Source organism: Vibrio sp. YT-15 (genome assembly GCF_033337445.1).
GTDB classification, from domain to species: Bacteria; Pseudomonadota; Gammaproteobacteria; order Enterobacterales; family Vibrionaceae; genus Vibrio; species Vibrio alginolyticus.
This window is the reverse complement of sequence record NZ_JAWOQR010000009.1, coordinates 21,817-34,370: the sequence shown is the minus strand read 5'-3', so window position 1 is coordinate 34,370 and position 12,554 is coordinate 21,817. Positions and strand designations below refer to the sequence as shown.

Below are 12,554 nucleotides of genomic sequence, written 5' to 3'. Positions count from 1 at the left end.
GCTCTGTACACTCAACCAGCCGCATTTAGAACAAAAAATAACCACTTCCCTTTTTAATTATCTCTGGTATACTCGCCGCCGCTTTCATTTGTTCTTTAACATCCGTTGGGAAATTCGTATGCATCCAATGCTAAACATTGCTATTCGCGCTGCGCGAAAGGCAGGCAATCATATTGCTAAATCATTAGAAAACACTGATAAAGTAGAATCTACTCTTAAAGGCACTAATGACTTTGTCACTAACGTAGACAAAGAAGCAGAATACATCATCATCGATACTATCAAGCAGTCTTACCCTGAGCACTGTATCGTTGCTGAAGAACAAGGTCTTATCGAAGGTAAAGATAAAGACGTACAATGGATCATCGACCCACTGGATGGCACCACTAACTTTGTAAAAGGTTACCCAACTTTCGCGGTTTCTATCGCTGTTCGTATTAAGGGCAAAACTGAAGTTGCTTGTGTTTACGATCCAATGCAAAACGAGCTATTCACTGCACAACGCGGTGCCGGCGCTCAACTAAACAGTGCACGTATTCGTGTTGCTCAACTAAAAGACCTTCAAGGCACTGTTCTAGCAACAGGCTTCCCATTCAAGCAGAAACAACACGCTGAGTCTTACATCAAGATCGTTGGTGCGCTATTCACTGAATGTGCTGATTTCCGTCGTAGCGGCTCTGCTGCTCTTGACCTTTGTTACGTGGCTGCTGGCCGTGTTGATGGTTACTTCGAGCTAGGCCTAAAACCTTGGGATATGGCAGCAGGTGAGCTTATTGCTCGTGAAGCTGGCGCAATCCTAACTGACTTTGCTGGCGGCACTGACTACATGAAGTCTGGTAACATCGTTGCTTCAAGCGCTCGTGGCGTAAAATCTATCCTTAAGCACATTCGCGAAAACGGTAACAGCGCGATCCTTAAGTAAGATTTGAAAGTCATATATAGCCCGTCACGCTGATGACTTTAGAAAGCCCCGCTCATTGAGCTGGGCTTTTTTGTATCTACCGAACCGTATCTACTTAGCTGCAATGTAAGGCTCTCCATACAATGAGGTTCGGCAAACTCACGACTCTATTCAGATACAAAAAAACCGCTGATTGTTCAGCGGTTTTTGTTTTCGGTTCTCAATCTGCCTTATGGCATTTCGTCGAACTCTGCACCTTCTTTTTCTACTTGAGGTGGCATCAAGTGCTCTTTCTGGATACCCAGTTTTAGAGCCAGTGCTGATGCTACGTAGATAGAAGAGTAAGTACCTACAGTGATACCGAGTAAAAGTGCGGTTGCGAAGCCGTGAATCATCGCACCACCCTGCATGAACAGTGCAATTACCACGAACAGCGTCGTACCAGATGTAATCAATGTACGGCTCAACGTTTGAGTGATTGAGGCGTCCATAATGTCTGAAGGTTCACCCTTACGCATCTTACGGAAGTTTTCACGAATCCGGTCAAATACAACTATGGTATCGTTGAGTGAGTAGCCCACAACCGTCAGTAGCGCAGCTACGATGGTCAGGTCAACTTCAATTTGTAGAAACGAGAAGACACCTAGCGTGATAATTATATCGTGAGCCAATGCCATTACCGCACCAGCCGCTAGACGCCATTCAAATCGCATCGATACATAAAGCAGGATACAGATCAGCGATACCAAGATCGCTAGACCACCAGCTTCTGTTAGCTCATCACCAACGTTGGGACCTACGAACTCAATACGACGCATTTCTACGCTTTCGCCAGTACCATCTTTGATAGCACCAATGATTTGGTTACCTAGCGTTTCACCAGAAACGTCATCACGTGGACGAAGACGGACCATGACTTCACGAGCACTACCGAAGTTTTGTACTGTCGCATCACCAAAGCCTTTGGAATCTAGTGCTGCACGAATCTCTTCAAGGTTTGCTGGCTGTTCAAAACCTACCTCGATAAGCGTACCGCCAGTGAAATCTAGACCCCAATTAAGCCACTTGGTTGACAAAGTGAAGATAGAAGCAGCAATCATTATAATTGAAAAAACGAATGCTACTTTCGACCAACGCATAAAGCCGATCGTCTTCTCTGCTTTTAGAATTTGAAACATATTAATTCCCAGCCTTAGATCGACAATTTATCAACGCGTTTGCCACCGTAGATCAGGTTCACGATACAACGTGTACCAATAATGGCGGTGAACATTGAAGTTAAGATACCGATAGATAGAGTAACTGCGAAACCTTTCACCGCACCTGTACCGACCGCAAATAGAATGATTGCAGTAATTAGTGTTGTGATGTTCGCATCAGCAATCGTGCTGAATGCATTCGCGTAACCTTGGTGAATTGCTTGTTGTGGACTGCGTCCATCACGAATTTCTTCACGGATACGCTCGAAGATCAGTACGTTCGCATCAACCGCCATACCGACTGTTAACACGATACCGGCTATCCCTGGAAGCGTCATGGTAGCGCCTGGAATCATCGACATAACACCAATGATAAGCACCAAGTTTGCCATTAGAGCGATGTTTGCAATCAAACCAAAGCCGCGGTAGTAAAGCAGCGTAAATAGCATTACGGCAACCATACCCCAGATACATGCTTGGATACCCATATCGATGTTTTGCTGGCCCATTGATGGACCAATGGTACGTTCTTCAACGATAGAGATAGGTGCAATCAGTGCACCAGCACGTAGTAGAAGTGCTAGGTTGTGTGCTTCTGCAGCAGAGTCGATACCTGTAATACGGAAGTTACGACCAAGAGCCGATTGAATCGTTGCTTGGTTGATGACTTCTTCATGCTTATCCAGAATAACTTTGCCTTCAGGCGTACGACGGCCACTGTCTTTGTATTCTGCAAACACGGTAGCCATTAGCTTACCAATGTTCTTCTTAGAGAACGCAGACATCTTATTACCACCTTCGCTGTCTAGCGAGATGTTAACTTGTGGACGACCATATTCATCAACACTTGAGCTTGCATCTGTGATGCTTTGACCGCCAAGAATAACGCGCTTCTTAAGCACAACTGGGCGACCATCACGGTCCATCTTGATTTCACTACCTGCTGGCGCACGACCATTTGCCGCTGCCGATAGGTCAGCTTTATCATCAACTTCACGGAATTCAAGCGTTGCCGTAGCTCCGAGAATTTCTTTTGCACGAGCAGTGTCTTGAACACCAGGCAGTTCAACTACAATGCGACTAGCACCTTGACGTTGAACCAATGGTTCCGCAACACCTAGTTCGTTGACACGATTACGTAAAATCGTAATGTTTTGCTCAACAGCATAGTTACGGATCTCTTGTAAACGTTGCTCAGTAAAGGTGGCAGTAAGAGCGTAACGGCCATTTGAATCAGAATCGACAAAAATCATGTCCGGGTGATTCTTTTCTAGCGTTGCTTTCGCTTCTGCTAATTGCTCTTCGTTACGTAACAACACTTCTACCGCTTCTTTTCCAGAAGGGCGGATTGCACGGTAACGAATCTTGGCGTCACGAAGTTCGCTACGGAAAGCTTCTTCTTGTTGACCAACAAGCTTTTCCATCGCTGCATCCATATCCACTTCCATTAAGAAGTGAACACCACCGCGAAGGTCAAGACCTAGCTTCAATGGTGACGCGCCAATCGCTTCTAGCCAATCGGGTGTAGAAGGTGCAAGGTTAAGTGCAACAATTGTGTCTTTGCCTAGCGCTTCGCTGATGACATCACGAGCACTGATTTGTGTGTCAGTGTCGTTAAAACGAACAAGAATTGATCCATCTTCGAGAGCAATGGATTTATGAGAAAGTTGCTCTTTGTTAAGAGCAGTAGTGACAGCATCCAGCGTTGACATATCTACAGAGGCGCCACGCGCCCCTGTAACTTGAATAGCCGGATCTTCACCGTAGATATTTGGAAGTGCGTATAACGCAGCGGTGATGATGGCAAAAAGCACCATCAAGTACTTCCATAATGGATAACGGTTTAGCACAGCGAGGATCCTTTAGCTGTTTTATAGAGACTTAAGCGTACCTTTTGGTAGCACTGCAGTGATGAAGTCTTTCTTGATTACTACTTCATTGTTCGCGTTAAGCTCAATTGAAATGTAGTCATTGTCTTCAGCAATCTTAGTGATTTTACCCACTAGGCCACCGCTAGTTAAAACTTCGTCGCCTTTGCCCATAGAAGCCATTAGGTTTTTGTGTTCTTTTACGCGTTTCGCTTGTGGGCGATAAATCATGAAGTAAAAGATCACTGCGAACATGCCAAGCATGATTAGCATTTCAAAACCACCGCCTGCTGGCGCGCCTTCTGCTGCTGCGTGAGCCTGAGAAATAAACATTAAAACATCCTCATTATATTTTATTGATAATCAAACAAATTGGGCTTTCGCATTTTAGATTCAAGTCTGAGAGTAACTAATAGAGATCGCTCTCTCAAAAATAACGTGCGTTAGCCTACTTTATTAGCAAAAGCCTCTGGCGACATGCCAAAGGCTTTAATTCTTTTAGTTTTTCAATTACTGCTCTTTTGCTAGTGGTGGCACTTCACGGCCACGACGCTCATAGAACTCAGTAACAAATTCATCGAAGCGATCTTCATCAATTGCTTTACGAATGCTTTCCATCAGACGCTGGTAGTAACGCAGGTTATGGATTGTATTCAAGCGAGCGCCTAAGATTTCATTACAACGCTCTAAATGGTGAAGGTACGACTTGCTGTAGTTTTGACAAGTGTAACAGTCACAATGCGGATCCAATGGTGTTGTATCCGTTTTATGTTTCGCATTACGGATCTTGATCACACCACCAGTCACAAATAAGTGACCATTACGTGCGTTACGCGTTGGCATTACACAGTCAAACATGTCGATACCACGACGAACACCTTCAACCAAATCTTCTGGCTTACCAACGCCCATCAAGTAGCGAGGTTTGTCTTCAGGAAGTTGAGGACAAGTATGCTCAAGAATACGGTGCATGTCTTCTTTAGGCTCACCTACTGCCAAACCACCAACCGCATAACCATCAAAACCGATTTCCGTTAGACCTTTTACCGACACATCACGTAAATCTTCGTAAACACCACCTTGAACAATACCAAATAGGTTGTTTGGGTTTTCTAGCTTCTCGAAGTGGTCACGTGAACGCTGTGCCCAGCGTAATGACATTTCCATCGATTTCTTCGCTTCATCGTGTGTCGCTGGGTAAGGCGTACACTCGTCAAAAATCATAACGATGTCAGAGCCTAGGTCTTTTTGAATTTCCATCGACTTTTCTGCGTCCATGAAAATTTTGTCACCGTTTACTGGGTTACGAAAGTGAACACCTTCTTCAGTGATCGTACGCATCTTACCAAGGCTGAATACTTGGAAGCCGCCTGAATCAGTAAGAATAGGACCGTGCCAGTTCATAAAATCGTGCAGGTCACCGTGCATTTTCATCACTTCTTGACCAGGACGTAGCCACAGGTGGAACGTATTACCTAGCAGAATTTCTGCACCAGTACCTTTTACTTCTTCTGGTGTCATACCTTTAACGGTACCGTAAGTACCTACTGGCATGAACGCAGGAGTTTGAACAGTGCCGCGTTCGAAAGTCAGTTGACCACGACGTGCATTGCCGTTTTTCTTCTTAAGATCGAATTTTAATTTCACGATGCCTCCGGGTGTCAGAGAAACAGTCTGACTGAGTGTTTAGGGCTCTACCCTACTTTAAGGAGCGGTCGCTTTTCCTTGCGAGAGATAAAGCAATGGATGCTTTATTTCCTAGCTTACTGCTAGCACTCGTAAATCTATTTTTAACTACGCCGTTTTCTTCTTGATGAACATTGAATCGCCATACGAGAAGAAACGGTATTTGTTTTCCACCGCATGTTTGTAAGCATTCATGGTGTTCTCGTATCCAGCAAATGCACTCACCAACATGATCAGTGTTGATTCAGGCAAGTGGAAGTTTGTGATCAAGCAATCCACCAACTGATATTCGTAACCAGGGAAAATAAAGATTTCTGTATCGCCAAAGAATGGGGCCAGCTCAGTCCCTTTTTGCAATGCGTCTTGCGCTGCACTTTCAAGTGAACGCACAGATGTGGTACCAACAGCAATAATTCGTCCGCCGCGCGCTTTCGTCGCTTTAATTGCTTCGACGACTTCTTGTGGTACTTCTACGTACTCGGCATGCATGTGGTGATCGTTGATATTTTCCACTTTTACCGGCTGGAATGTACCCGCCCCAACGTGCAAAGTAACGTAAGCAAACTCTGCACCTTTCGCTTTGATTTTCTCCAAGAGAACATCATCAAAGTGAAGGCCCGCTGTAGGTGCCGCAACCGCACCTGGCTTTTGATTATATACCGTTTGGTAACGCTCTTTATCTGCATCTTCGTCTGGACGGTCGATGTAAGGAGGAAGCGGCATATGGCCGATTTCTTCCAGAATTTCTAGTACCGTCTTATCAGAACTAAATTTCAGTTCAAATAAAGCATCATGGCGTGCAACCATCTCTGCTGAATATTCATCATTCTCGCCAACAATAATGGTTGTACCTGGTTTTGGTGATTTAGAGCAACGAACGTGCGCGAGGATGCTTTTCTCATCCAACATGCGCTCCACTAGCACTTCTAATTTACCGCCCGATTCCTTGCGGCCAAAAAGACGAGCAGGAATAACACGTGTATTATTAAACACCACTAAGTCACCGGGTTGAACTTGGCCCAATACATCAGTAAATGTGCCATCAATGAGCTCTCCGGTATTGCCGTCCATTTGCAGCAGTCGGCTAGCGGTACGCTCTGGTTGAGGGTAGCGAGCGATGAGTTCATCTGGAAGGTCGAAATGGAAATCTGATACTTGCATGTTACTTGTCTTATCTATTGGTCAAATCACGTCTAGGCGACGATAAAATTGCGACGAGTTTTTCGCAGCAGACTAGTATATGTTTACATGCTGCAATAGCAAGCAAATCACCAGAATATAGCAGTAAAAGCCATGGTGAAGAGTGTAATAAAACGTGAAAAGCCTCGATGACTTGGCACTATTTTTAATTTGAGCCCCAAAGAGAGAACATGAAAAAAGCAAAGCAACGTATACCGCTGCTTATTAGTTTGGCATTCCAATCGCCCTATCAAACCTCACGCTTTCGCCACAAGAATAACGGCACGAATAAACCCAATAACCAAAACCCTAGACTGCCACCTTCATCATCTGAGCCTTTGAAATCACAGTTATTGGTCGCAATGCCATCGTGACACTCTTTATTGTCACCACTTTCATTGTTAGCACTTTTGATAAAATTCGGCGCAATGATGTAACGACTTGGTGGCGCATCGGCAGTGATGTAAGACTGTACCCAGTCGTAATAGTGGCTCACCTTGGTGTAGAAACTTGGGATCGTCAAAGAGCCACACGTTGGTAGAATAAGGGGGCCGCCACTAACAATACCAATTTGTTTGCCGGTCGCCACATCGACCAACGGGCCACCACTGTCACCTTTACATGCAGAGTTGCCATATTGAGTATGGCTATCTGGCTCCAATACATGGTTTTGTGTTGGTAGCGTACAAATTTTGGTTTGGTTGTCTCTTGAATCAATGACCCCCGGAAAACTGCTGCCAATTTCTAAACGCTCATAACATTTGTCGATGGGTAAAAATGTGCTAATGGTGGTTTTGAGCGTATTAGAAGGTTCAGAAGCATCCGGCTGAGTAGACCCCCATCCAAACACTTGCACATTTTCGACACGTTGATTGGTCAGGTAATTATCGTTCCAGTCCGCCGCCAAACGTGCTTCGATACTCTCCATGTCAACTTTACTCGCTAGGTCAGCAAAGCTCGCGTTTGCCACTGGGCGCGTGAGATACAGCAACGCGATGTCTGAATCTAAACCGGTTTGGATAGGTTTCACGTTGCCATTACTGTCGGTCTCAGCTTTTGAAATCCGGGTGTAATCCGGATGAACCACAACGTGAGACACCGGATAGAAGTTATCAAGCCCTGCAGAATTAAGTTCATACACATTCGCATTCACCGACAGCTCACCCGGCGGGGTCACATAATAGGTTGCTTCATTGGTTCCTTGTCCCATCACCACACAGTGCGCCGCAGTCAGTACCCATTGCTCTGTCAGCATCGTTCCCCCACACAGCGGAAACTCTGCCATATTACTTGCTCGCAAAGTAACGCGGTCAACAGGATCGGTTTGTTCATCTCCTAACACAATCGCCTGTGTTGATGGCACACTGAATGCCGCCACTGCCAGCGCAATAAGTTTGTTACACGTTGTTCGTTTCATCTAGGTTGCTGTCTTCAATTTGGTAAGCCTGGACGTATCTTCTTCGAGAGAAGAATCTTGGAAAATCCAGCGAATAAAAATGTGCGATTCAATTCATTGGATTACCTTGGGGACACATTCAATATCAACTAAAAATGCCAACTGACTCGCACACAAACCGACTTATTCAAATTAATAAAAACACCAATAAAACACAGATTACGCAGCCCATCAGCATTGTGCTATTTAATTGATGAAAAACGAGTTAGCTCCCAGATATACAGAAAAATATTCTCTATATTTAAGAGAAGGACAATGGAGAAGGACAATGCCGCTGGAGGTCTCTATGATCAAGGTTGAAGACATGATGACTCGTAATCCTCATACCTTACTGCGCACGCACACCTTGCGTGATGCAAAAAGCATGATGGATGCGCTTGATATTCGACATATTCCGGTTGTTGATGCCAATAACCACTTACAAGGCTTGGTGACTCAACGCGACATTCTTGCTGCTCAAGAATCGAGCTTGCACCCAGATGAGGCTGAACAATCTTTTACTTTAGACACACCGCTCTACGAAATGATGCACACCAATATCATGACGGCAGAGCCTATCGCGGGGCTCAAAGAGAGCGCTATCTATATGCAAAAGCATAAAGTTGGCTGTCTACCTGTTGTCACCAAAGGTCGATTGGTCGGCATTATTACTGATAGTGACTTCGTGACGATTGCGATTAACTTATTGGAACTACAAGAAGAAGTGGAACCTGAAGAAATCGAGCAGGAAGAGTAGTACGCAAGCGTATTCTCTTTGGTGTAAGTTTCGTTTTTACACCGGTTAAACGAAAAAAGAGCGGCAGGGTTGCCGCTCAAAATGCCATTACTGACGCTGATTAAGGAAGTGTTTCTCTGCCAATTAGAATTGGTCTTCTTCGGTCGAACCTGTCAATGCTGTCACTGAAGAGTTACCACCTTGGATAGTATTGGTCATTCTATCGAAGTAACCTGTACCTACTTCTTGTTGGTGCGCAACAAACGTATAGCCTTTTTCAGCTGCTTGGAATTCAGGACGCTGAACTTTCTCAACATAATGACGCATACCTTCACCTTGAGCGTAAGCGTGCGCCAGTTCAAACATGTTGAACCACATGTTGTGAATGCCTGCTAGCGTGATGAATTGGTACTTGTAGCCCATGTCTGCAAGCTCTTGTTGGAACTTAGCAATAGTTTCTGCATCTAGGTTTTTCTCCCAGTTGAATGAAGGCGAGCAGTTGTACGCCAACAATTGATCTGGGTATTCAGCGTGAATTGCTTCTGCAAACTTACGTGCTTCTTCCAAACATGGCGTAGCCGTTTCACACCAAATCAAGTCTGCATATGGTGCGTAAGCCAGACCGCGAGAAATCGCTTGGTCGATACCCGCGCGAACGCGGTAGAAACCTTCTTGAGTACGCTCACCTTCAATAAAGTCTTTATCATATGGGTCGCAATCTGAAGTAATGAGATCCGCCGCATTCGCATCAGTACGAGCAATAACTAATGTTGTTGTACCCGCTACGTCAGCAGCCAAACGAGCTGCAACGAGCTTTTGTACCGCTTCTTGCGTAGGAACTAATACCTTACCACCCATATGACCACACTTTTTCACCGATGCTAACTGGTCTTCAAAGTGAACGCCCGCGGCACCGGCTTCGATCATCGATTTCATTAGTTCGTAAGCGTTAAGCACACCACCAAAGCCCGCTTCAGCATCCGCTACGATAGGTAGGAAGTAATCAATACCACCTTCATCTTCAGGCGTCTTACCAGCAGCCCACTGAATTTGGTCTGCACGACGGAATGAGTTGTTGATGCGTTTTACTACTGACGGTACAGAATCTACTGGGTAAAGAGATTGGTCTGGATACATCGTCGAGGCGGTGTTGTTATCCGCCGCTACCTGCCAGCCTGACAAGTAAATCGCTTCAATACCTGCTTTAGCTTGTTGAACCGCTTGACCACCCGTTAGCGCACCAAGACAGTTTACGTAACCTTTTTTCGCACTACCGTTGACCAGTGACCAAAGTTTGTCTGCACCACGTTGTGCAATTGTGTTTGCAGGCACCATAGAGCCACGCAGTTCCACCACTTCCTCGGCAGTGTAAGTACGCTTCACATTTTTCCAGCGTGGATTAGTTGCCCAGTCTTTTTCAAGAGCTTCAATTTGTTGGCGGCGAGTTAAGTTAGTCATTGGTCTATCCCTCTTTATAATTTGCACTTTATGCGTGTGCGTTGAGTTTCCGTTCTCAGGCAGTACTTCCCTATCTGCCTTGAAAATCCTTCACGTTATTGGTGTTACAGTTATTCTTTATTAATCCAGGTAGTCATAACCAGGAACTGTCAAAAAGTTGGTCAGTTCATCGCTCGTCGTGAGCCTTGCCATTAAGTCTGCTGCTTCTTCAAATCGACCCGCATGGTAGCGCTGCTCGCCAATTTCTTGCTTCACGACTTCAATCTCCTCTTTGAGATAGAGCTCGAACAGCTCTTTAGTGACCTTTAATCCGTTGTCTAGCGACTTGCCGTGTTGAATCCATTGCCAGATAGAGGCGCGTGAGATTTCTGCCGTTGCTGCGTCTTCCATCAGTCCGTAAATCGGCACACAACCATTGCCAGAAATCCAAGCTTCGATGTATTGCAGCGCAACGCGAATATTGTGGCGCATTCCGCCTTCAGTGCGCTCGCCTTCACAAGGCTCAAGCAGTTCAGCTGCTGTAATAGGCGCATCCTCTGCACGGCTCACATCCAACTGGTTGGTGCGTTCACCCAGCACAGCACTAAAGACTTCCATAGCAGTGTCAGCCAAACCTGGATGAGCCACCCAAGTACCGTCGTGGCCGTTGTTAGCTTCTAACGATTTGTCAGTCTGGATCTTGTCTAATACTTTTTGATTCTGTTTCGGGTCTTTAGCTGGGATAAATGCGGCCATTCCTCCCATCGCGAAAGCACCTCGTTTATGGCAAGTACGTACCAATAATCGCGAGTAAGCGTTTAAGAATGGCTTGTCCATCGTTACCACTTGGCGATCTGGCAGTACTCGGTCTGAGTGTTTTTTCAATGTTTTGATGTAGCTAAAGATGTAATCCCAGCGACCACAGTTCAAACCAACGATGTGTTCTTTAAGCGAGAACAGAATCTCGTCCATTTCAAATACCGCTGGTAAGGTTTCAATCAGCACAGTCGCTTTGATGGTGCCTGTATCCAAACCGAAATAGTCTTCCGTGAAATGGAACACTTCGCTCCACCACTTCGCTTCGTGATGCGATTGCAGTTTTGGAAGGTAGAAATAAGGACCGCTGCCTTTTTGAAGTAACGCTTTGTAGTTGTTATAGAAATACAGAGCGAAATCGAATAGCGCACCTGGAATGATCTGACCGTGCCACGTAACGTGTTTTTCTTTTAAATGAAGGCCGCGAACACGGCAGATCAACACCGCTGGGTCATCTTCCAGCTGATAATGTTTGCCATTGCCAGGATTGGTGTAACTGATGGTGCCATTAACAGCATCGCGCAAGTTAATTTGACCATCCAGCACTTTACTCCATGCAGGAGACATTGAATCTTCGAAGTCTGCCATGAACACTTTTACATTCGCATTCAGTGCGTTAATCACCATCTTGCGGTCAGTTGGTCCGGTAATCTCCACACGGCGATCTTGCAGATCTTGTGGGATTCCTAGGATCTTCCAACTTCCTTCACGGATGTCTTGTGTCTCTGGTAGAAAATCTGGTAGCTCACCAGCATCAATACGTGCTTGCTTCTCTTCTCTTGCTTCTAGCAACTGTTCAACACGTCCGGCAAATTTTTCACACAGTAGAGATAAAAAGGTTTGGGCTTCAACAGGGAAAATTGCTTGATGTTCTGGAGCAACGACTCCATTCACCTCAAGCATGCCTTGGGTTTGCTTTAGTTGTTGTGTTTTTTGTTCTGTCTGAGCAAGCATAATCATTCATCCTTAACGTGCTTTATCAATCTTGGGCAGTCAGCGTAAAGCTACATTTGTAAGTTATGAACAACAAATTACATCCTTTAACTTTGTGTTCAACTCGTCTAGCCATGTCGATAGATTGCGTAATGCTACGTGTATTTTCAATCTAGACATAAGTCGTATCGGCCTTTAAATAAGCTATATCAACAAGGGGTTTAGTTAAACCCCCAATATAAACAAAAGAGAAAATTCAAAGTTTTATTCCGCAAGGTAAAAACCATCTATCAAGCGCCTTATTTTGTAAGTTATTACGTAATAAAATTACATTAAATTTAAAGTCGTTTTATCATTTCAAACA

Annotated in this window: 10 protein-coding genes; 2 read left to right on the top strand and 8 right to left on the bottom strand. The window is 45.0% G+C overall.

Features of this window, described 5'->3' with window-relative positions; all coding sequences use genetic code 11:
• The first annotated feature begins 118 nt into the window (after positions 1–118).
• The gene (gene suhB / locus R7D93_RS16645; RefSeq protein WP_005381722.1) at positions 119–922 is read left to right on the top strand and encodes an inositol-1-monophosphatase; all 804 of its coding nucleotides are present in this window, start codon (positions 119–121) and stop codon (positions 920–922) included.
• 209 nt (positions 923–1,131) lie between these two features.
• Here suhB and secF read toward each other — a convergent pair whose 3' ends face one another.
• The 6 genes from secF to R7D93_RS16615 form a co-directional block, all read right to left on the bottom strand.
• Positions 1,132–2,079: a protein translocase subunit SecF gene (secF, locus tag R7D93_RS16640; RefSeq protein WP_005383689.1), complete on the bottom strand. Its 948-nt coding sequence runs from the start codon at positions 2,077–2,079 to the stop codon at positions 1,132–1,134.
• 14 nt (positions 2,080–2,093) lie between these two features.
• Entirely contained in the window at positions 2,094–3,950 is a 1,857-nt protein-coding gene (gene secD, locus R7D93_RS16635; RefSeq protein WP_005381724.1) for a protein translocase subunit SecD, read from the bottom strand.
• Between the two features lie 21 nt (positions 3,951–3,971).
• Entirely contained in the window at positions 3,972–4,301 is a 330-nt protein-coding gene (yajC, locus tag R7D93_RS16630; RefSeq protein ID WP_005381725.1) for a preprotein translocase subunit YajC, read from the bottom strand.
• A gap of 177 nt (positions 4,302–4,478) precedes the next feature.
• On the bottom strand, positions 4,479–5,615 hold the full coding sequence (tgt, locus tag R7D93_RS16625; RefSeq protein ID WP_005381727.1) for a tRNA guanosine(34) transglycosylase Tgt: 1,137 nt from the start codon (positions 5,613–5,615) through the stop codon (positions 4,479–4,481).
• Positions 5,616–5,762: 147 nt separating this feature from the next.
• A complete protein-coding gene (queA, locus tag R7D93_RS16620) occupies positions 5,763–6,815 on the bottom strand; it encodes a tRNA preQ1(34) S-adenosylmethionine ribosyltransferase-isomerase QueA (protein WP_005381728.1) in 1,053 nt (350 codons plus the stop codon).
• 268 nt (positions 6,816–7,083) lie between these two features.
• Positions 7,084–8,250, bottom strand: coding sequence for a trypsin-like serine protease (locus R7D93_RS16615; protein WP_225496924.1), 1,167 nt, complete (start codon positions 8,248–8,250; stop codon positions 7,084–7,086).
• Between the two features lie 325 nt (positions 8,251–8,575).
• On the opposite strand from R7D93_RS16615, the gene R7D93_RS16610 reads away from it, so the two are divergent.
• Positions 8,576–9,025 (top strand): CBS domain-containing protein, encoded by a 450-nt coding sequence (locus R7D93_RS16610; protein WP_017820562.1) that lies wholly within the window; start codon positions 8,576–8,578, stop codon positions 9,023–9,025.
• Positions 9,026–9,148: 123 nt separating this feature from the next.
• On the opposite strand, the gene aceA is transcribed toward R7D93_RS16610, so the two are convergent.
• Positions 9,149–10,462: an isocitrate lyase gene (aceA, locus tag R7D93_RS16605; protein ID WP_005381733.1), complete on the bottom strand. Its 1,314-nt coding sequence runs from the start codon at positions 10,460–10,462 to the stop codon at positions 9,149–9,151.
• A 120-nt stretch (positions 10,463–10,582) separates the two neighbouring features.
• Positions 10,583–12,211: a malate synthase A gene (aceB, locus tag R7D93_RS16600; protein ID WP_225496926.1), complete on the bottom strand. Its 1,629-nt coding sequence runs from the start codon at positions 12,209–12,211 to the stop codon at positions 10,583–10,585.
• Between the last annotated feature and the right edge of the window lie 343 nt (positions 12,212–12,554).

What these genes read in the sequence shown, in the direction of transcription:
- suhB (WP_005381722.1), top strand. Translation starts at nt 119, where the DNA reads ATGCATCCAATGCTAAACATTGCTATTCGCGCTGCGCGAAAGGCAGGC.
- secF (WP_005383689.1), bottom strand. Translation starts at nt 2,079, where the DNA reads ATGTTTCAAATTCTAAAAGCAGAGAAGACGATCGGCTTTATGCGTTGG.
- yajC (WP_005381725.1), bottom strand. Translation starts at nt 4,301, where the DNA reads ATGTTTATTTCTCAGGCTCACGCAGCAGCAGAAGGCGCGCCAGCAGGC.
- queA (WP_005381728.1), bottom strand. Translation starts at nt 6,815, where the DNA reads ATGCAAGTATCAGATTTCCATTTCGACCTTCCAGATGAACTCATCGCT.
- R7D93_RS16615 (WP_225496924.1), bottom strand. Translation starts at nt 8,250, where the DNA reads ATGAAACGAACAACGTGTAACAAACTTATTGCGCTGGCAGTGGCGGCA.
- R7D93_RS16610 (WP_017820562.1), top strand. Translation starts at nt 8,576, where the DNA reads ATGATCAAGGTTGAAGACATGATGACTCGTAATCCTCATACCTTACTG.
- aceA (WP_005381733.1), bottom strand. Translation starts at nt 10,462, where the DNA reads ATGACTAACTTAACTCGCCGCCAACAAATTGAAGCTCTTGAAAAAGAC.
- aceB (WP_225496926.1), bottom strand. Translation starts at nt 12,211, where the DNA reads ATGCTTGCTCAGACAGAACAAAAAACACAACAACTAAAGCAAACCCAA.